Here is a 24,294-nt window from a genome sequence, read left to right as displayed (position 1 = left end):
TAGCTAGGATGGCTAACCTGACCACACGCTAAGTATTCATAGTCCGTGTTTTGTTATATTGTTTAGCGACCCGTAGGCCAATTACCCTATTTACACTTAGGTATTTGCATCAAGGTATTTAAATAAAAATATACATAACCATATACTGGGGTACTGATATGTCGCTGTCGTCATATCGAGACAACTTTATTATTAGATCAGCTGTGTTACTTGTGTTACCAAGTGGTAAAACGTTTTATAAAGGGACAACTTATAGCGTTTATAAATTGATAACGTCTTGTCTTTTGATGCGTCGTTTTATTGAATTAATTTGAAAAAGTAGGATACCCATATGAGCACCCTGACCACGAATCCGAGTGAAGTGAAGTTTACTCCTTATGTGCCAGCCGAAGGCGAAGAGTATATGTCTGATGCGCAATTGGCGCACTTTAAGGCGATTTTATTGGACTGGAAAAACCAATTGATTGGTGAGGCAGACCGTACCAAGACTTATATTCAAGATGAGTCAAGCGCCATGCCAGATATCAATGATCGCGCCACTCAAGAAGAAGAGTTTGCTTTGGCGCTGCGTACGCGTGACCGTGAGCGTAAGCTCATTCGCAAAATCGACAAATCCATGGCAGAAATCGAAAATGACGACTATGGCTTTTGTGAAACCTGCGGCGTAGAGATTGGCTTGCGTCGTCTCGAAGCACGTCCAACCGCGACCCAGTGCATCGACTGTAAGACTCTCTCAGAAATCAAAGAGCGCCAAAACCAAGGTGCGTAGGCGCATAGGTATATAAATCTGAGAGATAACAAATCAATAGCGTTATCTCAGCACAAGCGACCACTATGTGGTCGCTTGTTGCGTTTTATAAACATCTTTTGGCCAGCAGATACAGTATCCTATATGACCTAGTCCGCGATAACGGTGTCCCTTAACCCGTCATCGTTTATTTTAATTATCCTATAAATGCCTATGCCCACGACCTCCATACCCACACCGCCTATCGGCCGCTTTGCCCCTTCCCCAACCGGCGAGCTACATCTTGGCTCACTGACCACCGCCCTTGCCAGCTACTGCCATATAAAATCACTTGGCGGTAAGTGGTTATTGCGTATCGAAGACACAGATACAGAGCGCTGCGATCGGCAGTTTACTGAGCAGATCTTGATCGACCTAGAAGTGCTGGGGTTACACTGGGATGGTGATGTGGTGTATCAATCTGAGCGCATCGATATCTATAATGAGTATCTGGCCTCGACCCTGCGGCCGTTGACCTATGGCTGTCAGTGCTCACGTAAAGACCTAGAGCAATATTGGGCGCAGCAAGATCAAATCCCTACCCATACAGATACTGCGACACAGCTGACTGTGCTGCCAAACAGAAAACGCTATCCGCGGCGCTGTGTCACCAAAGCATTAGATAGGCTACGGCACAAGCTACGCATACAGCTGCCCGATTATCTCATTGGGTTTCATGATGGTATTAAGGGACAACAGTGGGGCAATCCGCAGCAGACCTTGGGCGATATGGTGGTGCGTCGACAAGACGGCATGATCAATTATATTTTGGCCGCCAGTCTCGATGATGGCTTGCAGGGGGTTACGCACATCATGCGCGGCTTGGATATTCTGCCCATGACCACCGCCCAAATCAGCATCATGCAAGCAGCACGCCTGCCCGCGATTGACCGATGGTATCATCTGCCGCTGATTTTCAGCCCAAACGGACAAAAGCTGTCTAAACAAAACCTAGCACAGCCAATAGACACCCGCGACCCAAGTCAACTAATCGCGACCGCATTACAGCTCTTGCAGCAGCCGAGTGTCGAGATAGACACACCTGCGCGGATGCTCAAGCAGGCGACTGCACAGTGGGACAATACGCCGCTACAAGGCCAGCAGCAGTTAAGTTTGGTAAATAAATAATAGACCAACAGCAAAAAGCGCCACTCATAATAGCGACGCTTGTTAATCATCTTGCAAAGACACTAAAGCCCTAGGAATATAGTAACGGTGTTTGGTTTAGGGCTTAATAGTAACGACACTGACTCTTTTCAATCTCAGGGCTTTCTTTATGGATTTTTAGCAGCAGCGCTACCATCACAAGACTGATCAGCATAGATGAACCACCATAACTAAAAAATGGCATGGTCAAGCCTTTGGTCGGAATCGCTCCCATATTCATCGCCGCATTGATGATGGTTTGCGCAATAAACACCACACCGATACCAAAAGCGGTATAGCTCATGCGCATCTGCCGACGTTTTAGCGCGTTGTAACTGATGCGCATCGCACTACCGATGATCAGCGCCTCAAGCACCAAGACCATCGTCACCCCAACAAAACCCAGCTCCTCACCTGTGATGGCCAATAAAAAATCGGTATGCGCTTCAGGCAAATGCGAGAGTTTTTGAACACTCTCACCATAGCCCACGCCAGTAAACTGCCCACGACCAAAGGCAATCAAACTGCGCGCCAACTGATAGTCGGTATCTTGTACATCATCGAACGGATCCATAAACGACATCACGCGCACCAAGCGATACTGCGCCGTTGTCACCATCAACACAGCCCCACCGATGGCAGCGGCAGTCAGTGCGACAAAGTGCTTGTAAGGCGCACCTGCGATATAAAAAATCGCAAAAATCGTGCCTAAAATAACGACAAACGAGCCAAAGTCTGGCTGCGAGAGTAGGAGCATGGTAATCAGAACCACCACCAACATAATGCGCAAAAAGCCATCTAAACCATTGCGCACTTCAAACGAGCGGCGTACCACAAAGTCAGAGACAAAGACAATCATTACAAGCTTTGCCAGCTCGGCCACCTGAAAGTTAAAGACCCCCAAATTTAACCAGCGTTTTGAGCCGTTAATCGGAGTACTAAACAAGGTAGCAACGAGCAGCAAGCCGGTAACCCCTAGCAGTATAAACTGGGTCTCTGTCTTATAAAGTCGCCGCAAAGATACCCCATAATAAGGGATGGCGGCGATGATAAGTCCAATGGTCATGTAAAGCAGCTGGTTTTTAAAAAAGTACAGCTCGCTCATACCACGGCTCAGGGCGAATGGGATAGAAGCAGAGGCGACCATCAACAAGCTGAGCACCAGCATACAGCCAACGCTCGCTATCAAAACAGCACGCGCTGACGGCATCGATAAAATACCATCAGCGCCAGTGGCTGTCTTTGGTTGGGACGAAGAACGAAAAAGAGAAGAGAGCGCCATAATTTTATATACACTAACGAACGAAAAACACGGCGTCTATACAACGCCACCGTTTAAAAAAACACATACCAACAAACAAACCTGAGGCTGAGGCTAAGACAAACAACGACTGACCATCATCGACCATCGGCGAGATTAACCATTACTCAAGCAATGACACAGTCATCTCTACGCTTGATTAGTAGGCTGGCTATAAAAGACAGTAGCAGCAATCTATAAGCAAAACAATCATTTATCAAAAAACACCTGTGCGTCTTGCCCATTCACCAGCTGCCGGCATAGAATGCCAGATAGCCACTCATACCACTAAGGGGTCGCTGTCTCTGCCGACTCACTTGCTAACTGATGAACCAATCGACCAAAATGCTCACCGCGCGCAGCATAGCCGCTGTATTGATCAAAGCTGGCACACGCAGGCGACAACAGCACAGCCTGTACTTGCGAGAGACTGCTTGAGGTCACTTGCAAAATAGTGGCAAAGGCGTTTTCTAGCGTTTGGCACTGATGCAGCGTCACGTCATGACTAATCTTAGCCGCGCGCAAATGCTGCTCTATCAGAGGGGCATCTTCGCCAATAAACAAAACCTGGCTGACGTACTGATTGATAAAAGGCGTCAGCTCACCAAACGCCTGCCCCTTGCCCTGCCCGCCTAATACCAGCAGCAGCTTGCCATCTTTTGGCGCATAGACAGCGCCAAGCCCTTCGATGGCTGCTATGGTCGAGCCGATATTGGTGCCTTTTGAGTCATTAAAATAATCGATACCAGCCACGCTTGCCACGTATTCACAGCGATGCTCAAGACCTGTGAACTGCTGCAAAGTCGCCAGCATACTCGCCAGCGGCAACCCCGCCAGCTCGCCTAATGCCAGCGCCGCTTGCGCGTTGAGCAAATTATGCCGACCTTTAATCAACAGTTTGTCTGCCGACAGTAGTTTTTGTGTACCACGCGCCAAATAAATCTGCCCATCGGAATCGACAATCAGCCCATATTGGTCTTTGTCAGGCGCATGAATGCCTGTACTGATTCTGGGTAAGTTATCAGCCACCAGTGGTCGCGTCAACGCATCTTCGCGGTTGATGACCACTGATTTAGCGCCTTGAAAAATACGATGTTTGGCTTGATGGTAGCCAAGCATATCGCCATGACGATCGAGATGATCAGGCGACATATTGAGCACAGTCGCCACTTGCGCACCCAGATTGCTCACCGTCTCTAACTGAAAGCTCGACAATTCAAGTACAGCCAGCGCCATCTCACTATTTTCTAATAGCGTCAGCGCCGGTACGCCGATATTGCCACCGACACCGACATTGACGCCCGCATCTGCCGCCATCTGACCAACCAAGGTGGTTACCGTGCTTTTGGCATTAGAGCCTGTAATCGCGACGATAGGGACACGGCAAGCGTCACAAAACAATTGAATGTCGCTGACCACTGGGATATGGGCTTGACGCGCCGCCGCCACCGCAGGCGTGCTAAGGGCGATGCCTGGGCTGATAATGATACGCGCCGCCTGCTGCAATAGCTCAGCGTCAATCGCGCCAAACTGACGCGTTGTCACGGCCTCTGGCAGCTTCACTGCCAACGCTGGCGCCGCTTGCGCATCGGTGACAGCGACCTGATAGCCTTGCTTGACCAAATAATGCGCCACCGACAGCCCCGACTGCCCCAAACCGACCACGACTTGTAACCCACTGCCTTTATGAAGTAAGGCTTCTGTTGTAGTACTGGTGGTCATATCTATTCCTTCTATTAAAATTAAACAAGCAAACGATGGGTAATATGGCTAAGATACAGGATAAGACGAATAAAAGAGGCTGTATATAGTGGCTGAAGCGGCTGGCATGGCATTAGCGATGCTGCTGTACCAAGCGTCAAGCGCTACCGTTAAGATAACAATCATGATAACGGTATCGTTCAGGTTTCGGTACTGATTTTTTATGACTTTATGCTATTATGCGCCTGTTTTTATATTCAGGGTCTAATGCTATAATAGCCGCCCTGATCTATCAGCACAGGGTTTTTGCTAAGTCCTACTTTAAGTCTTGGGCTTGGCATTTTAGTGTAGCATGTTGTTAGCGTTTGCGTGCTATTTGCCCCTCAGTCACTTTTGATTTGCGGCGACTGTAGGCTACCTTGCTATCAAAATCAAACTACTGTGCTTGTTGGACAGCGTTTTATCACCTTCTATTGCAGCATCTCATTGCTGACTCTATACGTTATTGTAGGTGCTATTTTATATACACTACTTTAAGCACCCATTTTAAATACTATTTTTTAGGCAATCTGATAGGATTTATCATCATAGTTATTATTGGTGAGTGTATTTGTGATACCCATCAATAAATCCATCGATGTGTTGATGATTGACCTCTGATAATTCAATGCCACAACATGACAAGGCGCATGTTGTGGTAAAAAAAGATGAACCGCTATTTTATAGCGACGCGATCATTTTATGGATGATTACTTTTTTTGCCTCTAACCCTATGCAGTTTACTTATGACATCTTTTATTGATAACTTACGTGACGAGTGGTTTTCCAATGTTCGTGGTGATGTGTTATCAGGTCTGGTCGTTGCCCTCGCCTTAATCCCTGAAGCCATTGCCTTTTCTATCATCGCTGGGGTCGATCCAAAGGTCGGCTTGTATGCCTCGTTTTGTATCGCGGTGGTGATCAGTTTTGTCGGTGGTCGCCCAGGTATGATTTCAGCGGCGACAGGCGCGATGGCACTGGTGATGGTCGACTTGGTCGCTGAGCATGGTTTACAGTATCTACTGGCCGCGACTTTACTGTGCGGCGGCATTCAGATTGTGATGGGTATTTTAAAGCTGGGTAATTTGATGCGCTTTGTCTCGCGCTCGGTGGTGATTGGCTTTGTCAACGCCTTGGCGATACTCATCTTTGCCGCCCAGCTCCCTGAGCTAAATCCAATGACTGAGCGCGTCGGGATGACGGTCTACCTCATGACCGCAGCGGGCCTTGCGATTATTTACTTGTTTCCGCTGATTCCGAAAATCGGACGGGTGATCCCATCGCCGCTTATCTGTATCGTGGGCCTGACGGCGGTGGCGATGTATATGAACCTTGATATTCGTAACGTCGGCAGCATGGGTGATCTGCCAGATTCGCTGCCGATGTTTTTGTTGCCAGATATCCCTCTAAATCTCAATACTTTACTGATCATCGCGCCTTACTCTATCGCGCTTGCCATCGTAGGTCTGCTAGAGTCTATGATGACGGCGACCATCGTGGATGAGCTGACAGATACGCCAAGTGATAAAAACAAAGAATGCCGTGGTCAAGGGATGGCCAACGTGGTGTCAGGTTTCTTTGGCGGTATGGCCGGCTGTGCAATGATTGGCCAGTCGATGATCAACGTCAAATCTGGCGGTCGGACGCGCTTGTCGACTTTGATTGCTGGTGTGGTGCTACTCATCTTAGTGGTGTTTTTGAGCGACTGGGTCAGTCAAATCCCGATGGCCGCACTGGTGGCGGTGATGATTATGGTGTCGATTGGCACCTTTAATTGGCAGTCTATTCGTGAGTTTAAAACGCATCCGATGTCATTTAACATCGTCATGCTAGCCACGGTCGTGACCACAGTATTTACGCACAATCTGGCGTACGGTGTCGGCGTCGGTGTCCTGCTTTCTGCCTTGGCCTTTGCCAATAAGATTGGTCAATTCTTAACCATCTTTAGTGAGTACGATGAGCGTAGCAACACGCGTTATTACTATGTGCAAGGGCAGGTATTTTTTGCCTCGACCACGCAGTTTTTGCACAGCTTTGATACTAAAGAAGCCCTAGATAGTATCGAGATTGACGTCAGCCAAGCACACTTTTGGGACGTCAGCGCCGTGGACACTTTGGACAAGCTGGTCATGCGCTTGCAACGAGAAGGCATTGATGTCAAAGTGGTGGGACTCAATAATGCAAGCCGAACCCTGATTGACCGTTTTTCTATCCACGATCGCCGAGACATTGGCTTGCTGGATTAATGCATTACCAGTAGATAATTGAATATATAGTTTAATAAACAGCTGCGTTGGTTGAGAGAGTTGGGCATCAGTCACATTGCCCAGCTTTTCGCCAAGCAGCTGTCTTTTTATTGTCGGAATGATGTGGTGGTCTTATGAGTAATTTAAAACCAGATAGTGTGATTGCCTGCTTGGACTGTCCTGATCACGTGCAAGCCGTGTTAGAGGCCAGTATGTGGGCAGCGACTCGCCTGCAGGCGCCTATCGGCCTGTTGCACTCGGTGCCAAGCTTGCAACAAAAAGCCGCGGTAAACTACTCTGGCTGCCTAAATATCGACGACGAAAACACCTTGCTTGAGCAATTTACCAATAAAGAACATCTAAGCAACTGTGAATTAAAAGCCCAAGGCAAGCTGCTGTTGCATCAAGCCACTACCTACTGCGAGCAGCAACGACAAAAACTCAAAACCTATACGTTGCATCGGCACGAAAACCTCAGTGAAAGTATCGATTATGTCGATGACAAAGCGCAATTGATCGTCATCGGTCATCATGTCACTTGCAAATCGACTTTGAGCCGACTCATCAGAGTCAGTCTTTGCCCCATTTTGGTGACTCATGCACCATTTTTGCCCCCTACGACGGCGCTATTTGCCTTCGACAACAGTCCCACTTGTCATAAAATGCTCAACTGGCTCTGTAAAACGCCGCTTATTCGCGCCTTAACCGTCCACATCGTGATGGTGGGCAAAGAAAACTCTGAAAACTGCGATGCGCTGCGCGAAGCTTACGCACGCCTCAAACAAGCGGGCATCAAGTCGAAAAAGGCGTTACTCGATTGCCGCGACGTGACAGCAGCCCTCAATTATTATCAAACCGAAAATGACATTGGCCTGTTGATGTCAGGGGCATTTGGGCAGTCGCGCTTACGTGAGCTATTGCAAGGCAGCGATACGGAAAAATTACTGGTCAGCACCCAAACCCCTTATCTGCTTTTTCCTAAAGCATAAGAGCTATCCCAAAGGCTATACGCCGCACCGTCTGCTGCCTGATTCTCTTATCTTACCAGCGCTGAGTAATGTGTTTATGCTCGGCGCGTTTTTTGACCTCATCCCCTATACCTCATCCCTTATATAGTGATGATAGGTATCCCTTTTCGTTTTTATTATTTATAAAAACCGCTTAGCAAATCGTCACATGAAATAAATCGATAGCCTCCCCAAGCACCTAGAAAGTTGGTTATAATAAAGTTTTCATAGGCTTAACGCCAAAGGTTGATTGACGCGGTATAACGCATGACGATGAGTATGATCGCGGCGTTATAGTGCGTGATGTGTGTCATGATACTGGTGATTTTTGTACCAATAAGCCCACTCCTACCTACCCCCTTGAGTAGGTTTGGCACAGTTCTTGAATGACCTATATCAAGCATGACCACGATGAGACGCACCACAACTTCTCTCAACCTGCGGCATCACACAAATAAGGAATTTTTTATGAAGCTAATCACTGCGATCTTAAAACCGTTTAAGCTCGATGATGTGCGTGAAGCGCTTTCTGACATCGGTGTCAAAGGCGTCACAGTCACTGAAGTTAAAGGGTTCGGTCGCCAAAAAGGCCACACAGAGCTCTATCGCGGCGCAGAATACGTGGTGGACTTTTTACCTAAAGTAAAAGTCGAAGTGGCTGTTATTGACGAAATGGTTGAGCCTGCTATCGAAGCCATCACCCGCATCGCGAGCACAGGTAAGATCGGTGACGGCAAAATCTTTGTCACAGCACTCGAGCAAGTCATTCGTATTCGTACGGGCGAGACGGGTCCTGACGCTATCTAAAGCGCACGACCTACTTACAAACGCTGATTTGTAAGTCCTACCTAACGCTCTATATTGCATCAATTCAAGGGGGAATTAACATGCAAAACCAAATCTTTGAGCTTCAGTACGCACTTGATACGTTCTACTTTTTAATGTGTGGCGCGCTCGTCATGTGGATGGCAGCGGGCTTTACCATGCTAGAAGCAGGGCTGGTCCGCTCCAAAAACACCGTTGAGATTTTAACCAAAAACGTCGCTCTATTCGCCACCGCCTGTACCATGTATATGATTTGCGGTTATGCCATTATGTATGGCGGCGAGTGGTTTTTGAGCGGTATCGCAGGTGGCGACGCCTTGGTCGCCGATGCGCTAGCTGCCTCTAGCGAAAACGGCTTTGGCGGTGACTCTGTCTACTCTGCAGCCTCTGACTTTTTCTTTCAAGTGGTGTTTGTGGCGACCTGTATGTCTATCGTCTCAGGCGCGGTGGCTGAGCGTATGAAGCTATGGTCGTTTTTGTTGTTTGCAGTGGTCATGACAGGGCTGATTTACCCATTAGAAGGCAGCTGGACGTGGGGCGGCAACGATGTGTTTGGTTTATATAACCTTGGCGACTTGGGGTTCTCTGATTTTGCTGGCTCAGGTATTGTGCATATGGCAGGAGCGGCGGCGGCCTTGGCAGGCGTACTACTATTAGGTGCGCGCAAAGGCAAGTACGGACCAAAAGGTGAAATACGGGCGATACCGGGGGCCAACCTGCCATTGGCCGCCCTTGGGACTTTGATATTATGGATGGGCTGGTTTGGGTTTAATGGCGGCTCCGTCCTCAAGCTGGGCGATATCGCCAGTGCCAACTCTGTGGCCATGGTGTTTTTGAACACCAACGCCGCAGCCGCAGGCGGCGCTATCGGAGCATTGCTGCTGGCACGTTTGATCTTTGGTAAAGCAGATCTGACCATGCTCTTAAACGGCGCACTCGCTGGGCTGGTCGCCATCACTGCTGAGCCATCGACCCCTTCTGCCTTACAAACCACGCTCTTTGGGCTGATCGCTGGAGTTATCGTGGTCTTGTCTATCTTGGCACTCGATAAACTAAAAATAGATGACCCAGTGGGCGCAATATCGGTACACGGCGTCGTGGGTCTGTTTGGTTTACTTATCGTGCCTATTACCAATCCTGCAGCGACTTTTTTGGGTCAAATCGCAGGCGCGGCGACGATCTTTGTCTGGGTGTTTGTCGCAAGCCTAATCGTTTGGGCACTGATCAAGCTGATCATAGGTCTACGCATCTCTGAAGAGGATGAATACGAAGGCGCAGATATCGCAGAGTGTGGCATGGAAGCGTATCCTGAGTTTGTGATATAAGGCAAAACCTAGCGTTTCTTAATCCAGTGCCTCTTCATCTAGCGTACTTTCACCGACTGTATTAAAGAGATGCCCCATCAAAAATCCCGCCAGACCTCTCGGTTTGGCGGGATTTTTGTGGTCTAACGCTTAATATAATGCGTGTGGTTTATTTCTTTTTCCACTCTTGGCTACGTGAGAATGGACCGATATAGCCTTTTAGCTTTAGAGTGTTGCCATTTAAACTGGCTGTCATGCGATAGTCTTTACCCTTTTCTGGATCAGTGATCGTTCCACCGCTATATTTACCACCACCGTCAGCTTTCAGGCCTTTGATGACGGTCATGCCGACGTGTTTTTTGCCTTTGGCGGAGTTCGTTGCAATGAGTTTACCGGTCAACACCCCGTTAGACTCGGTGATTTTTACCGTGCCTTTTGGCTTACCGTCGTCATACGTCTGCCATGTTGTATTGTGTAATGGATCAGCGGCAAACGCCATGGTCGCCATACTGATACCGGCAGCTGCTAAAGCGGTTTTTGTAAATAGTTTCATAGAGTGACTCCCTTCATACAATGATTAATCAAACAATGATTACTCGAAACGTGATGTTTCTGCTGTTCTATGCTCATCCTTTGCTAGAATCTTTTATATAAGCGCTGCGATTTTACTCATCAACACCGCACATCGTGAGTTAACATGCGCCGTTTGATAGTGGTTATCGCGATTGCTCACAAGCTTTTGTTCAAAGATTTGAGCGACATAAGCGATGTCTTGACCCATTATAAGCAATTTTATCTGTTTGCCTAGTAATTTTTTTGTACTTTATTATTTCTATAAAACCAAAACCATATCAAAGAGTTACAGGAAAGGGTTGTCGATATTCTTGTCCGATTGGTCATCATTTTCTTTTGACTTTTCCTCGTTATTACTATAAGGCAAACCATCGTCAAAAGCTTGCATAATTTTGGTTGTCAGTTCGTGTAGCTGCTGAGCCTGATGACGTCCTGCCGCATCGAATGTCACATCGATATCGCCATAAATCGTGATTTTGTCCTGCTGGTTTTCGATGACCAGCTCTCCAATTTGCATGCTTTGGTGGTTATTGGCAAAGGGTTCAATCATTTTGTCATCCTTTTTATAGTAATTCAATCATGTATGTCAGCACATTTAGATGTCGCTAAAAGCGCGTTAAGCCTGTAATTGAGTCAGTAACCACTCAATAATCGCCCAAACAAACAGCAGCCATGTCGGTTCCTCTACCGGCTGATCAGGCAAGTCGGCGCTCTCACCTGCCTTTAGTGGCAGCGCAAACGCTTGCGCTTTGGTCTGGCGATCGAGCACCGGCAAAACATCAATACCGACTTTAGCCGTTAGCTCATCTACACTAATGACCTCTATGCGCTCTGACTCATCATTGGGCGCGTAATATACCCCTGCTTGATTGGTCGCTGGAATATAGACGGCCTTAAAAAAATGACTGGGTACCAATACGCGCTTGGCAAGCTGTTTGGTCTTTTTGCCCGTAAAAGCCACGCCCGTGATGGTATACACTTCGCCATACTGCTGGGTTAAGTAGCGGGTAGCAGACTCGATATTACGCCAAATATAGCGATTGTTGCGCGGTGACTGCGGGGCAATATTCGCCAGACTAAAACTGTCGTATTGCTGGCTGCGATTGGCCATATTGGCATTGGGCGCTAGATGCCCACGATCATAGCCTGAGCCTGAATAATCAGACAACGAGGCACGCATGGACTTAGGTAGACGGCTCTCCTCATGAAAGCTGTCTTCGCGGTCGATGGTTTTTGCTTGCTGCAAGCGGCGGCGGTCTAGATGCTCAGCTGACCACAATGGTGTCCGTGACACACCCGAGTACATAACGGCAAACCCGTCCATACACAAGGCTTGAGTATTCTTATCAAGCTTGGTATTGGTAAACTCTGGATAAACCCCGCCATAAAAAGATTGACTACACTGAGTAAGATCATCTGCCTGCGCTGATGATAGCCCTACTACAATAGCAAATACCGCCATTATGCTGTTGTTCAAAACACCTTGATACCCACCAACTCTTATCATGCAACTCTCAATCGTCTATACTGGTTATTTCGTATGCGTATCCTAGCAGGCGTCCATCAATAAAGAAAGATAAGGCGTAAGTCGTGACATTTTAAATGGTATCCGCTATACTTAGCCAGTCAAAAATCAGTATCGTGCAAATGCGGTCTGTCTAAATGGTGAAGTGGGTGAGTGGCTGAAACCGCACGCCTGGAAAGTGTGTATACGTTCATAGCGTATCGAGGGTTCGAATCCCTCCTTCACCGCCAATCTTAGCTTTTTATAAGCGCTTCCTACCTTCGCTGTTAAAAACAACCGACTGATACTCTAAAACCTCATGTTTTTGCATACATACTACTGAGTAACGACGCCCATCGTTAGACTATGGTTTCCTGAGTTTTTTAAGCTAGTATTATTTGGGTTCATATTCAGCCTAGTTCCTACGCCAAGCCAACAATACACGCCATCCCTTGCTGTAAAATACTGACCAGCACCAGGGTTTGTATGATATAGCTCAATATCAGCGGTCAACTGACTTACCCCACTATCTCTTGCAAGCTTTGCATTCTTAAATGTCCCAATAATGGGATCATTGCCTGGGACAAAAGAGGTCGTTGAAGCAGGCGTGATAACGAATCTCGTGGCGTTGTTTCTTAAGTATCCCTTCATCCGAGTGTACTCAGCTGGGCACTCAGACTCTCTATTCACTTTTGTATAAAAATTAAATAAGCTCTTTTTATTGTACCGCCCACCATTATTTGGGAAATCTCTTTGTAGCATATTTAAGTCTAAGGACAAATCTGAAGCCGAAAAACCAGATAAGTTAACACTGCCCATCAGAGGAAAGGTTTGAATGGTGTTTCCTTTTGAGATAGCTCGACTTTTACCAGTAAGTAGCGCTTCTTCAGTGGGTGTATAGCTTAACTGTGAGGGGGTAAATTCTTGTTTGCAGAAAAATATCGTTTTGCCGCCAGAAGTACCTATGTTTAGTGACTCAACATTAAAACCACTGGCATTAGCTATCGGGCACTGAGCAAAAGCTGACTGGGCAAAAAAACTCGCTGACATTATCAAACCAGTTTTCAATAGGGCTTTACGCAGCTTACCTATATAGGCGATTAAAGACATCTTAGACATAGCGGCCTCTGGTGTAATCTCATATGAAGTTAAGGATGACTCACGACTCGCTTTAACAGTCATCATTTGCGTTTATTGTGTCGCACTATGGGGCGTTGGCTGTAACATTACCTGCATGACAAAGTCATTGGTAATATCCACTTTTTGAGCCTCATAACCTTTGGCCTGAACGGTATAAGTGCCTGGGCTCAGACCAAATATCTGATAGTAACCATAACTGCCTGTGGTGACACGTTGTACCAACTTATTTTCTTGATAGACAGTCACAACTACCCCATCCTTAGCATCAGCCAACCTTCCTGATACACCATATGACTTCTCTAATTGTAGGGGCACAGAGGTAGGTGCGTAGTTGCTGACTCTAATTCGCGGGGTTTGCAGCTCACCTGTACTATACTCCAAAGGCAGGTTTTCGCTATCCATAGTGAGCGTATAGTCGCCCGCTTTAATATTACTAATCAAGTACTGGCTGCGTGTTGGCTGGCTGGCTAGTAAGCTGGCTTTGACCTCTTGATTATCCAGCTCAAAACGCATACTGTCATGGTCTATGGGCGAATCGGCATGGTGATTGATATCTACGACCACATTTCCTGCGCTCTGCCGCGGATAATTACCAAATTTTAGCCCTTGTTTTGGGGCTTTGAACAGATCAAAGGATAACTTGGCAAATACATAGTTATTCTGTGTCCAAGCTGGTAGCTCACGCTCATTGATAAACGAGCCATCATTTATCAAATCTGTATAGCGACTACTAGGTACTGCATCTACATAACGATGTTTATATCCTAGGCTAAAATCGATGCCTTTACGAGTGCTTAACTGCCAGTCAACTAGCCAGCCTACCTGTCCATCATACAAGCTATAACCAGCATTAACTGAGCTATCTGTTGAGCCCAGACCTATGTTATGCAATACATGACTGGCATCAAATCGATGACTAATATCGCCTTGATATAAGACATTGTTGTTTTCATGCAGCCGGCTGATTGACTGCCCTAAGCTGGTCCAGTTATCAAGCTGATGCCGTAACGAGAGCGTATCACTATCGTTATCGCCAGATATGCCTATCGTATTGCGCGTACCCGACATCTGAGTAGCATTATCCTTTGCACGGAGATTGTAACCATCCTGCCAAGTGAGACGATAACCATAGCGATCATCTCTACTGTTCCAATTAACCCCTGCATTTAATGACTCATTAAACCTGTGATTGACACTGGTATAGGCATAGTAATCATCGGAATTAGGCTTCTTAATAGCCAGATCATCGTAGTATTGGTTCAGACTGATATTGGTTTGGTCACTTGGGCTATAATTGAGCAACAACTGATGACGACGATCACTCAATCGATCTATTGACCCTTTATTTTGCAAAGAAGTGTTTGCCACAGTTTTGTCATACTGACGAGCCTGATACTGATAATTTGCCCATACTTTTTTTCGTTGATACTGCAACTGCGCTTGCCACAAATCTTGGGTAGGCGTATTGGCATAGCTAATATCAGCATTGCTGTAAGGCGATAGGCTATAGTTAGCACCAGCATGCCATGATATGGAGTCGTTATCTTTGGGTAAGTTTTGTATGTTGGTATTGACGCCGCCCCGTACTGCTAAACGGTTATTTACCCCATACTCGGTGTATAGATGCGCGGCAGTGTCACTATTGTCATTGTTGTTGATTGCTCTTCTAGCATCACTATTGATCAGATTGCCTGTACGGCCAATACCTGCCTCTATGATCAGCTCGTCAGTCGCCGCATTGGTGCGACGTTTACCCAGTAAAATCGGACGAATATCAAGTGGTTGACGGGCCAGAGGATAGGCATAAATGGCCACCTCTACCACAGTGTCGGTCAATGACAATTGACTAACATCAAGGTTTAAGAACTCGTAACGTCCATCGAGCCCGATTTGTACTCGAGCGACAGGACGGCCACTTATGCGCAGCTCTGCTACGCCGCCCGCTGCGCCAGTACCTCGTAGATGTTGATAATCTTGGCTGGTGTTTTGCAATAAGCTACGGCTGTCTTCATCAAAGTAAGAAAGATGCCGTGAAATGTCTTGGTTACTATAGGCAAGCATAGCACCCGTAAATTCAGACCCTGATGTCTGGGCACCTTGTCCTAACGAATTGGGTCGATTGATACCGAGGCGTGTCGCTAAATGTTTCTCAGACTTGGCCCAATACAAATTATCTATTTCCCAATCATCCCACTCTGATGGCAGATAACCAAAGCCATCTAAAGCCGTCTTTCCAAAACTGTCACGATTGGGCCGCTTATCTTCGCTGCCCGCACCATACTCTGAGCCACTATCATAATCATAACCCCTAGCGTTGATACCCCATACACCACCGAAGGCATAGCCATAAGCACCGATATCCGCATACATTTGACGATTAGTAGAGGACGCTTTGTTTTGATCATCCCTGCTTTCGCTAGCACTCAAGCTACTATCAAATGATAGCCCCAGCAGGCCTGCTCGACTCGGGTGATAATCAATGGGTATCTTTTTAGGGGTATTACCATTTGTTTGTGAAGTGGCGTCTTTTGATGGCCGCCAGCCCATATTTAATATGATAGCTAAATCTGGTTGGCTATAATCTGCGGTAATTCCCAGTTTTTTTAATGTGCTTAGAGAAAGATAACTTTTGCCGCGGTAAGAAACGATCTTGTCAGCAGATATCTGCGTCTCACCAATAGGGGTACTAACCTTATAAGCATCCTTATGCGAGCTATCCGCTCTATCATGGTCTTGCCTATGAACAGTGGCAAAGCTGACCTGAGTCAATGCCGCTAAATCATCAACGGATAAGTAATAACGATTATTTTGATTGTCATATCGAGCGTCAGAGTCCGACTCGTAGAGCGCATCGATATTGCCCTGCTCTTGGCCGTTTACCAATACCCCTACTAAAGTAAGCGTCAATGCCTTATCGCTTTTAGCAGCAGCTTTAGCGGATGAAACCGAGGCCCCTGAGTTGGCAGCAATACTTTGCATTTGTGCAAGCGCTGTTGGACAGTAAACCACTACATAAGGCAACGTCACTAACGTCGCTAGACGCAAAGGGGTGATTTTTTTATTCATAAACAACGTATAGAGTCCATTTTCTTAACACAGAAAGCATAGCGAATGCCTACCTTTACCTACTTAACATCGATACGAACTGGTAACGCATAACGAGAGCCAAGCTCAAGTGTCACACCCTTACCATTTTCATCATAGGTTAGAGATTTATCGACTTGTTGTTCGATTGACAACACAGCAAGGCGCTTACCTGTGGCAAAATCCATAGGTAAGCGTATCGACATACGTACTGTCTGATAGCCACCAGCAGGAATAGTAAACTGTGTAGGATTGATTAACGTCCATGGCTTTAGTGTATTTTCATTGGGCTCTATTTGCGCCCCTGTTGCATCCATATCTATCAAACTTAACTTAATATTTTTAGGCTTACTGCCGTAATTATATAACGTTAAAGACTGATTAAGCTTGCTTAGGTTTTTGCGCTTAGTTAACGAGACAGTCTCATTGATTTGAGAGGGCCGAATGCCTAGCTGTGCAGGTGGCAGCTTTTTTTGACGATCATCACGCACGACCATATTGGCTCGACCTTTATCATCCGCAGAGCTATTGGTGATAAGCTCTGCTTTGGCAGTCTGCGTAAAGCTGAGCGTCATGAATAAAGCTGCAGCCACAGAACTCGGTAGTAACTTAATCAGTTTTGGGTTGGAAGAAGTCGAAATTTTCATCTGTTAACCTTTTTATCTTAAGTTACTTGCAGCTCACCGCATTAGGAGAGAATACAAGTTGCTAAAATACCTTGAAACGAAAAGTGTCATAAAAAAATACCAGCACATTTTAGCTGGTACTTTTTGATCGAAGCGGACAGCTATGTAGCGTTATGGGTTAGCCGTTAGGGTTAAAAGGAAAGTATCAGTTGCATCCTCTGTTGGGCCAGCCGCTCCGGCGGTAGCGCGCGTATTATATTCGCCAGCACTATCGGCACCGGTTAAGTCTAGATCAAACTTGATGTCACCCAATACTGCCTCAAACCCTGAGTCAATGGTTACCGTACCTGAGCCACTGCCTGTAAGGCCAGCAGACTCTAAAACGGCATTAGAAGTCGTAACGCTCGATGTCTGATCTGTAACACTGGTCAGTGTAGAGTTAGGGTTTGTTAACGCAAGATTAACACCACTAGCAGTAGATAAGTTACGTACCGCCCAAGCATTTTTTAACGTCACACTGATTGAGGTAGGAAACGCCGCTGATGTTGTATTAACGTCAGTGTTGATGGTATAAGAGCCAGACCCTAAGTCTGCAGTCAACTCACGAGTAGTAGTGTCACTAATCTCCCTAGCGTCGCTATCATTAGCTGGCGTAGTACCAACTTCTTCTAGAATCAGATGTGCATCGTCCCAGTGATAAAGCACCAAAATCTCAGGTAACGTCACACGGAAGTCCGTCGAACCACTGATTGCCGCTGACGCAAATGAAGATACTGATAAAGCCAAACCTGCGACCGCAGCTTTCGTAAAAATATTCATAATGTAAATCTCAAAATTCAAACCAGTTTAAAGTTAAGCCATATCAGTAGTATTGTTTAGGTTTTCTAAGTACGCATAAGGCAAAGACCCATAATGCAGAAGATATGGCAAAATGTGGAAAGTAAATAAAGCACATCCTATTACACAACAGACAGTTTTACAAATGTCCATAGATTGAGCGGTCTTTATAACAGATAAACGGCAATAACTTAGATTATTAACCATTCTTATCAAATAAACGGCCTTTATCAGCTTGTGGTATTTGAGTCTAAGGCATTGATGTCTTTGAATGATTAAGCATTTAACTATCAGAATCCTTCGACTAGAGAGCATGGTGCAAAATCGTAGCCACAACCTTAAAACTAGAAATTTGTTTTTACAAAAAACATACTTATCTATTATTTAATCTCATACAGAAAGATAGCGGCTGGCTATGACAGGCGGTTCAATCAGTGTTCTGCAAGTGTCGGATTGATAGATTGCCTAATACAAAAAAAGCTGCATGATAAAAATAATGGATATCTGCCGAGTATGATGACGAAACAGTAGTACTGCCAGTTTACCAAAAACAACTAAGAAAGTAGCCAAACAGGCTCAACCATCCACGGTAATGGCGCGTTACTTTTATCAGTGAGATTTGCATTTATTATTTTCAGTAGCACCACCCTGTACGACTTTACCAATCAATACGGTCAAAGTTTTACAGTACGTTATAATTAGTCAGTACTGTGCGATACATCAATAAAAACAATAACACTGGATTGCCTTATGCTGTTAGACATCCTGCTCACCATCCACTTTCTCTTACTGGTGCTCATCTCTTTACGAGTATTGTCGCGCCATGATCTGAGCGCCCCTGCTCGGCTGGCTTGGATTGTCATTCTATTTATCTTGCCTTATCTGGGGGTGGTGGTTTACTGGATGTTTGGTGAGGTACATCTGGGCCGCAACTTTGCCCGCGAGCGTGAGCAAGTCATCGATAGATTGAGCGCCTATCGCCCCGATGTGCTGGGCAGTGAGGCGGCCTTGACACAGGCTGTCAAAACAGAGTACCGCGCAGCCTTTGCTTACTCTGCCAATGCCACAGGTTTCCGTACGACGGTGGGCAACCGTGCCGAGCTAATGGCCGATGCCAACGAGACGCGTAGACGCATGATTGCTGATTTTGATGCAGCGACCGATCATATCCATGTGCTGTATTATATTTGGCTGATTGATGGCATGGGTATCGACACTGCCCAAGCATTGATACGGGCGGCAAAGCGCGGGGTGACATGCCGCGCGATGGTCGATGGCATGGGCTCCCGTAAGATGGTGCGCTCAAAGATATGGCAAGAAATGAAAGACGCCGGCGTACACGTTAGCGTGGCATTACCGATTAACAACTTCTTAAAGGTAATGATGTTTAGTCGAATCGACTTGCGCAATCACCGCAAAATCACGGTGATTGATGGCAAGATTGGCTACTCTGGCAGTCGCAACTGCGCCGACCCTGAGTTTCGGGTAAAGCCCAAGTTTACGCCGTGGGTAGATATCATGATGCGTGTTGAGGGGCCAGTTGTGGCGCAAAACCAGATGCTGTTTGCCAGTGACTGGCTCAGCGAAAACCCTTATACCCCGCTTGAGAGCTTCCCTTTTTTTACCCAGCCTGCGACCGCCTTGGGTGACGGTGCTGAGTCGACGTCTGAGATACAACCAACCAACACCTTTGCCGCGCAAGTCTTCTCCGATGGGCCGACCCAGCGTCACGGCACCACACCGCAGTTTTTGGGCGCGTTAATCAGCCAAGCCCAGCATACTCTTATCATCTCGACGCCCTACTTTGTACCGGACTACTCGTTGGTCAATGTGTTGTGTGCCACCGCCTACCGCGGTGTAGACGTGACGATGATTTTCCCAAAGCACAACGACTCTATCGTGGTGGCAGCCACCAGCCACAGCTACTACTGGCAATTGCTCGAATCTGGGGTAAAGATATATGAGTACAAACCCGGTCTACTACACGCCAAAACCCTAACCGTCGATGGTGAAATCAGCCTGATTGGCTCAACCAATTTGGACTTGCGTAGTTTTGATTTAAATTATGAAAACAATATTATTTTTAGTGATAGAGCGCTCACCGCTGATATCGTCGCACGCCAACACCAGTATATCGCGGACTCAGATGAGGTGACCTGCGCGCAGGTGGAAAACTGGCCACTGTCTTATAGAATTTGGAATAATATCGTCGCGACCATGGGGCCTATTTTATAAATGGCCGTTTAGATGGCTAAATGTCTCTCGATTGACTTGAGGACACGCTCTCATATCGACTCTGTTAATAAGGATGCAGGCAGACTCATTTCATCTACAGATTGCACTATTTACCCGCATGCTTTTGCAAAACATACACCACAAACCTGGCCTCTGTATTAAATGGCGCATGCTCACTAAGCTCCAGTAACGCTCGGCGTTTTTCTGCGCGGGCGCGATAAGCATACGGGGTCATGGTCATCAAATCTGCCAAATCATTTGCCGCTAATGACAGCTCGGTACTGACGTGATGCGTCGCAAGCAGGGTAAAGTGCGGGGCTAATTCGTGCAAAAACTTATCAGAATCATGCTCGCGCACACTATCAAACAACGCCTCACGCATCGATGCAAGATGCTGACTATCGGGTTTGGCAATGATGAGATAGCCTGTGTCACACAATACTTTGGCAAAGGCCTCGGGCAAGATAGGACTAAAGATGCTACTGATACCCGTCACACTACGGGCGCGTAGCGGCAGATGGGCGGCGCTGGTCACTAGTGGATATACCGCCGTCTGAGTCGCGTCCTCTTTGGGCTGCTGATACCACAGCTGCCCTGCCGCTTTGCTTGCTTTGGCGAGAGTAGAGACAGCAGGCTTGCTGATGTCAGCCGCTATCAGCGATGCTATACCGTCTATCTGCGCCATTGCTTGGGTATAATATCCCTCACCGCAACCGACATCCAGCCAATTTGCGGCAGTCTCACTCTGCCCGAGTAGCTGCCTCATTTGCTGCTCAAGCAAAGCCTGTAATGGCTGGTAATGTCCTGCGGCCAAAAACCGCTGCCGCGCTTCGATAGAGGCTTGGCTGTCTCCTGGCGCTTTGGATTTTTTTTGTTGTACTGGTAACAAATTGACATAGCCTTGACGCGCCACATCGAAAGGGTGCTTGGTCTGCTTTGGATGCAAGCTGCCATCACAGCGCCATGTATCGGCTGCAGGCTGCATGGGTGACTGGCAAAGGGGACAAATAAATAACGACACAGGTTTCTCAAAATCAGTCAAATATGGCCGTCATTTTAGCAAAGTTTGCTTCAGCTGCGGCATAAAACCCCTCACTTAACAATAAGAGACAGAACCCAAAAAGCCACCTCAAACACGATGAGATGGCTTTTGCAGAGCGCTGGATCAAAAAGCTCAGCTTGCTAAAACACCAGCTTGTTAAAGCACCAATTTATTAAAAAACCAGCTTGTTAAAAAGTAGTTAGCGCAGTTTTAGCGTCATTAGCCCTAAGATTACAAGGATAATGGCAATAATCCAAAAGCGTGCCACCACTTGTGTTTCTTTCCAGCCAATCTCTTCAAAATGATGATGCAGCGGCGCCATACGAAAGACGCGTTTTTTGCGCAGCTTATATGAGCCAACCTGTAGCATCACCGACAGCGCTTCTGCGACAAACAAACCACCCATAATGGCAAAGGCAATCTCTTGACGAGTCATGACCGCGATGGTACCGAGCATCGCGCCCAGTGCCAGTGCTCCGACATCACCCATAAATACTTGGGCTGGATGGGCGTTAAACCACAAAAAGCCCAAGCCTGCCCCAATCATCGAACCACAGACAATGATGACCTCAGAGTTATAAGCGATATAAGGCACATGCAAGTAGTCAGCAAAACGCACATCACCTGAGACATAAGCCATCGCGCCCAAACCTGCCGCCACCAGTACCACTGGCAAGATAGCCAAACCATCCAAACCATCGGTTAAGTTGACGGCATTAGAAGCGCCATTAATCACAAAATAGGTAAAGATAATAAACCCAATACCAAAAGGTAGCGCAGAGAAAGGAACGATCCAGTTTTTAAAGACAGGCAGTAGTAAATCCTGCATCTCGCGGGTGGTCGCCATATCTGGCTGCAGCGTGGCGATATAGTACAGCGACACCCCAACAAATAACGCGCCCATCGACAGCCAAAAGTACTTTTTGCGAGCGATTAGGCCTTTGGGGTCTTTATACTTAATCTTTAGCCAGTCATCAGCCCAGCCAACCGCGCCAAACACCACCATCACCACCAGCAAGATCCATACATAAGGATTGTCTAAGCGCGCCCATAGCAAGGTCGATACCCCGATAGCACTGAGTATCAGGACGCCGCCCATGGTCGGTGTGCCCGTTTTGGCCAGATGCGACTGCGGTCCATCATTACGGATGGCCTGCCCATATTTGAGCGCACGCAAGTGGCGAATGACGCGGCCACCAAACATCATGCTAAAGACTAAAGCGGTAATGACCGCTAATAACGCGCGTAGCGTCAACGAAGAAACCGCAGAAAACGGTGTATAATACTGGCCAAGCCAGCCAAACAACCAAACTAACACCGCCTACTCCTCGACTAGCGCATTGATAAGGGTTTCCATTTGCATGGCACGTGAGCCTTTGAACAGCACGGTACAAGGCTTAGCCTGCTGCGCTTGCAAATACGGCTGTAAATATGCCAATAGGCTGTCTTTATCCGCAAACGCATGCGCACTGATATCAGAGATTTCTTGCGCACCTGCTACGGTATACGGCGCATACTCACCGACGCACAGCAACACGTTGATACCCGTGGTGGCAATGGTACGACCCAAGCTTTGATGCTCGCTCACTGCCGCGTCACCCAGCTCAGCGATATCGCCCAACACCATCACTTGCGTGCCTGTTTGCGCCGCCAGCACCTTGGCCGCTGCCCGCACGGAATGCGGATTGGCATTATACGTGTCATCGATCAGGCGATGCATCCCCAGTATCTGGCTATTGAGACGACCTTTGGCGGGGCGGGCGTTTTCTAAACCAATCACGATATCACTGACATCGATGTTTAGCGCATGCGCACAAGCGGCCGCCGCCAAGGCGTTATTGACATTATGCTCGCCCGCCAATGGTAGGTTGATGTCATGGACTTGATTACCAATATGCAGCTTGAACTCACTACGCTCAGGCTCGACATCCAAATGACTGGCACTGACATCGGTATTGCCAAAACCAATCACATGTGAGGTATGTTTTTCGGCGATACGGCGCAGTTGATTGGTAAAGTCGTCTTTGTCAGGGACAATAGCAAACTGAGTATCGGTTAATGTATGGTAAATCTCCGACTTGGTTTGACAGATGCCTTCACGGCTACCGAATTCACCCAAATGCGCGGTACCAATATTGAGGATACAAGCCACATCCGGTTGGACGATTTCTGCCGTGTAAGCAATCTCGCCGATATGGTTGGCGCCCAGCTCTAAGATGGCATAGCGATGATGATCGGACAACTCGAGCAGCATCGTCGGTACGCCCAAATCGTTGTTTAGGTTGCCACGGGTGATCAGAGTCGGTGCTAAACGACCAAAGATACTACCAAGCATCTCTTTGCAGGTGGTTTTACCGCTTGAGCCGGTGATAGCAATCACAGTCAAGTCTTGATGCTGCTGACGACGATAAGCGGCCAGCTGCCCCAAAGCCAGACGCGTATCACTCACGACCAACTGCGGGATGCTCGTCGAGATGGGACGTGAGACGATAGCGGCGACAGCACCTTGGGCAGCGGCTTGATTGATATAGTCATGACCATCAAAATTGGCACCGCTTAGCGCCAAAAAGATATCGCCGCTCTTTATCGTGCGGGTATCGGTGGCGATACGGTTGCTGGTGACCGTATTGTTGGCAAGCTCAGTTTGTCCTGCATTGCTTTGTCCTGCGTTGCTTTGTCCTGCTGCTAGCTGCCAATGCCCATCCAGCGAGGCTGTCGCAGCGAGCAGATTATCTACCTGCCAGACATAGAGACCTTGCGACTGAATGGTATTGTCGTTGTCGGCTGTCATAATGATTACCTTGTATGATGACTACTTAATTTTTATAAATACTGTTTGTTACGCTTAACATGATTTTATGAGCGCGCTTAAATGATGGCGCAACCCTCAAAATCATG

At 47.2% G+C, this 24,294-nt stretch carries 19 protein-coding genes and 1 tRNA gene; 8 read left to right on the top strand and 12 right to left on the bottom strand.

Annotated elements, in window-relative coordinates; genetic code table 11:
- Nucleotides 1-331: 331 nt before the first annotated feature.
- Both dksA and gluQRS read left to right on the top strand, forming a co-directional pair.
- Nucleotides 332-769, top strand: coding sequence for an RNA polymerase-binding protein DksA (dksA, locus tag AADH33_RS00800; protein WP_075101871.1), 438 nt, complete (start codon nucleotides 332-334; stop codon nucleotides 767-769).
- A 192-nt stretch (nucleotides 770-961) separates the two neighbouring features.
- Nucleotides 962-1,915: a tRNA glutamyl-Q(34) synthetase GluQRS gene (gene gluQRS / locus AADH33_RS00795; RefSeq protein ID WP_348549246.1), complete on the top strand. Its 954-nt coding sequence runs from the start codon at nucleotides 962-964 to the stop codon at nucleotides 1,913-1,915.
- Nucleotides 1,916-2,018: 103 nt separating this feature from the next.
- Here the strand turns inward: gluQRS and ftsW are convergent, their stop codons facing one another.
- Complete coding sequence (ftsW, locus tag AADH33_RS00790) at nucleotides 2,019-3,143, bottom strand: putative lipid II flippase FtsW (RefSeq protein WP_348549929.1); 1,125 nt, start codon at nucleotides 3,141-3,143, stop codon at nucleotides 2,019-2,021.
- Between the two features lie 378 nt (nucleotides 3,144-3,521).
- Nucleotides 3,522-4,955, bottom strand: coding sequence for a UDP-N-acetylmuramoyl-L-alanine--D-glutamate ligase (gene murD / locus AADH33_RS00785; protein ID WP_348549245.1), 1,434 nt, complete (start codon nucleotides 4,953-4,955; stop codon nucleotides 3,522-3,524).
- A gap of 764 nt (nucleotides 4,956-5,719) precedes the next feature.
- Between murD and AADH33_RS00780 the strand changes: the two genes are divergently transcribed.
- The 4 genes from AADH33_RS00780 (at nucleotide 5,720) to AADH33_RS00765 (ending at nucleotide 10,376) form a co-directional block, all read left to right on the top strand.
- Nucleotides 5,720-7,219 (top strand): SulP family inorganic anion transporter, encoded by a 1,500-nt coding sequence (locus AADH33_RS00780; protein ID WP_207969510.1) that lies wholly within the window; start codon nucleotides 5,720-5,722, stop codon nucleotides 7,217-7,219.
- A 134-nt stretch (nucleotides 7,220-7,353) separates the two neighbouring features.
- Entirely contained in the window at nucleotides 7,354-8,208 is an 855-nt protein-coding gene (locus tag AADH33_RS00775; protein WP_075101867.1) for a universal stress protein, read from the top strand.
- A 486-nt stretch (nucleotides 8,209-8,694) separates the two neighbouring features.
- Complete coding sequence (locus tag AADH33_RS00770) at nucleotides 8,695-9,033, top strand: P-II family nitrogen regulator (protein WP_010197981.1); 339 nt, start codon at nucleotides 8,695-8,697, stop codon at nucleotides 9,031-9,033.
- A gap of 80 nt (nucleotides 9,034-9,113) precedes the next feature.
- Nucleotides 9,114-10,376, top strand: coding sequence for an ammonium transporter (locus tag AADH33_RS00765; RefSeq protein ID WP_348549244.1), 1,263 nt, complete (start codon nucleotides 9,114-9,116; stop codon nucleotides 10,374-10,376).
- 148 nt (nucleotides 10,377-10,524) lie between these two features.
- Here AADH33_RS00765 and AADH33_RS00760 read toward each other — a convergent pair whose 3' ends face one another.
- From AADH33_RS00760 to AADH33_RS00750, 3 genes are all read right to left on the bottom strand, one after another.
- Nucleotides 10,525-10,908, bottom strand: a complete 384-nt coding sequence (locus AADH33_RS00760) for a DUF2147 domain-containing protein (RefSeq protein ID WP_075101865.1) — start codon at nucleotides 10,906-10,908, stop codon at nucleotides 10,525-10,527.
- Nucleotides 10,909-11,214: 306 nt separating this feature from the next.
- Nucleotides 11,215-11,478 (bottom strand): hypothetical protein, encoded by a 264-nt coding sequence (locus AADH33_RS00755; protein WP_348549243.1) that lies wholly within the window; start codon nucleotides 11,476-11,478, stop codon nucleotides 11,215-11,217.
- A 66-nt stretch (nucleotides 11,479-11,544) separates the two neighbouring features.
- Complete coding sequence (locus tag AADH33_RS00750) at nucleotides 11,545-12,405, bottom strand: DNA/RNA non-specific endonuclease (RefSeq protein ID WP_348549242.1); 861 nt, start codon at nucleotides 12,403-12,405, stop codon at nucleotides 11,545-11,547.
- A 187-nt stretch (nucleotides 12,406-12,592) separates the two neighbouring features.
- Here AADH33_RS00750 and AADH33_RS00745 point away from each other — a divergent pair.
- Nucleotides 12,593-12,683: transfer RNA gene (locus AADH33_RS00745), tRNA-Ser, on the top strand.
- An 85-nt stretch (nucleotides 12,684-12,768) separates the two neighbouring features.
- Here AADH33_RS00745 and AADH33_RS00740 read toward each other — a convergent pair.
- From AADH33_RS00740 to AADH33_RS00725, 4 genes are all read right to left on the bottom strand, one after another.
- Complete coding sequence (locus AADH33_RS00740; RefSeq protein WP_348549241.1) at nucleotides 12,769-13,551, bottom strand: hypothetical protein; 783 nt, start codon at nucleotides 13,549-13,551, stop codon at nucleotides 12,769-12,771.
- Nucleotides 13,552-13,623: 72 nt separating this feature from the next.
- Nucleotides 13,624-16,638: a carboxypeptidase-like regulatory domain-containing protein gene (locus tag AADH33_RS00735; RefSeq protein ID WP_348549240.1), complete on the bottom strand. Its 3,015-nt coding sequence runs from the start codon at nucleotides 16,636-16,638 to the stop codon at nucleotides 13,624-13,626.
- Nucleotides 16,639-16,697: 59 nt separating this feature from the next.
- A complete protein-coding gene (locus AADH33_RS00730) occupies nucleotides 16,698-17,303 on the bottom strand; it encodes a hypothetical protein (RefSeq protein WP_348549239.1) in 606 nt (201 codons plus the stop codon).
- 150 nt (nucleotides 17,304-17,453) lie between these two features.
- Complete coding sequence (locus AADH33_RS00725) at nucleotides 17,454-18,101, bottom strand: hypothetical protein (RefSeq protein ID WP_348549238.1); 648 nt, start codon at nucleotides 18,099-18,101, stop codon at nucleotides 17,454-17,456.
- Nucleotides 18,102-18,869: 768 nt separating this feature from the next.
- Here AADH33_RS00725 and cls point away from each other — a divergent pair.
- Nucleotides 18,870-20,354 carry a cardiolipin synthase gene (gene cls, locus AADH33_RS00720; RefSeq protein WP_348549237.1) on the top strand — a complete coding sequence of 495 codons (1,485 nt, stop codon included), beginning with the start codon at nucleotides 18,870-18,872 and terminating at the stop codon, nucleotides 20,352-20,354.
- 106 nt (nucleotides 20,355-20,460) lie between these two features.
- On the opposite strand, the gene AADH33_RS00715 is transcribed toward cls, so the two are convergent.
- From AADH33_RS00715 to murF, 3 genes are all read right to left on the bottom strand, one after another.
- Entirely contained in the window at nucleotides 20,461-21,396 is a 936-nt protein-coding gene (locus tag AADH33_RS00715) for a putative RNA methyltransferase (protein ID WP_348549236.1), read from the bottom strand.
- A 199-nt stretch (nucleotides 21,397-21,595) separates the two neighbouring features.
- Nucleotides 21,596-22,714 carry a phospho-N-acetylmuramoyl-pentapeptide-transferase gene (gene mraY / locus AADH33_RS00710; protein ID WP_075102493.1) on the bottom strand — a complete coding sequence of 373 codons (1,119 nt, stop codon included), beginning with the start codon at nucleotides 22,712-22,714 and terminating at the stop codon, nucleotides 21,596-21,598.
- Between the two features lie 3 nt (nucleotides 22,715-22,717).
- The gene (gene murF / locus AADH33_RS00705) at nucleotides 22,718-24,187 is read right to left on the bottom strand and encodes a UDP-N-acetylmuramoyl-tripeptide--D-alanyl-D-alanine ligase (protein WP_348549235.1); all 1,470 of its coding nucleotides are present in this window, start codon (nucleotides 24,185-24,187) and stop codon (nucleotides 22,718-22,720) included.
- Between the last annotated feature and the right edge of the window lie 107 nt (nucleotides 24,188-24,294).

Origin of the sequence: Psychrobacter sp. KFRI-CH2-11, from assembly GCF_038239325.1 — a bacterium.
Lineage (GTDB): Bacteria > Pseudomonadota > Gammaproteobacteria > Pseudomonadales > Moraxellaceae > Psychrobacter > Psychrobacter celer.
This window is presented reverse-complemented; position numbering and strand designations above follow the sequence as displayed.

Coding starts and splice junctions, on each gene's coding strand:
- dksA (WP_075101871.1), top strand. CDS start 332: ATGAGCACCCTGACCACGAATCCGAGTGAAGTGAAGTTTACTCCTTAT.
- gluQRS (WP_348549246.1), top strand. CDS start 962: ATGCCCACGACCTCCATACCCACACCGCCTATCGGCCGCTTTGCCCCT.
- ftsW (WP_348549929.1), bottom strand. CDS start 3,143: ATGCCGTCAGCGCGTGCTGTTTTGATAGCGAGCGTTGGCTGTATGCTG.
- murD (WP_348549245.1), bottom strand. CDS start 4,955: ATGACCACCAGTACTACAACAGAAGCCTTACTTCATAAAGGCAGTGGG.
- AADH33_RS00780 (WP_207969510.1), top strand. CDS start 5,720: ATGACATCTTTTATTGATAACTTACGTGACGAGTGGTTTTCCAATGTT.
- AADH33_RS00775 (WP_075101867.1), top strand. CDS start 7,354: ATGAGTAATTTAAAACCAGATAGTGTGATTGCCTGCTTGGACTGTCCT.
- AADH33_RS00770 (WP_010197981.1), top strand. CDS start 8,695: ATGAAGCTAATCACTGCGATCTTAAAACCGTTTAAGCTCGATGATGTG.
- AADH33_RS00765 (WP_348549244.1), top strand. CDS start 9,114: ATGCAAAACCAAATCTTTGAGCTTCAGTACGCACTTGATACGTTCTAC.
- AADH33_RS00760 (WP_075101865.1), bottom strand. CDS start 10,908: ATGAAACTATTTACAAAAACCGCTTTAGCAGCTGCCGGTATCAGTATG.
- AADH33_RS00755 (WP_348549243.1), bottom strand. CDS start 11,478: ATGATTGAACCCTTTGCCAATAACCACCAAAGCATGCAAATTGGAGAG.
- AADH33_RS00740 (WP_348549241.1), bottom strand. CDS start 13,551: ATGTCTAAGATGTCTTTAATCGCCTATATAGGTAAGCTGCGTAAAGCC.
- AADH33_RS00735 (WP_348549240.1), bottom strand. CDS start 16,638: ATGAATAAAAAAATCACCCCTTTGCGTCTAGCGACGTTAGTGACGTTG.
- AADH33_RS00730 (WP_348549239.1), bottom strand. CDS start 17,303: ATGAAAATTTCGACTTCTTCCAACCCAAAACTGATTAAGTTACTACCG.
- AADH33_RS00725 (WP_348549238.1), bottom strand. CDS start 18,101: ATGAATATTTTTACGAAAGCTGCGGTCGCAGGTTTGGCTTTATCAGTA.
- cls (WP_348549237.1), top strand. CDS start 18,870: ATGCTGTTAGACATCCTGCTCACCATCCACTTTCTCTTACTGGTGCTC.
- murF (WP_348549235.1), bottom strand. CDS start 24,187: ATGACAGCCGACAACGACAATACCATTCAGTCGCAAGGTCTCTATGTC.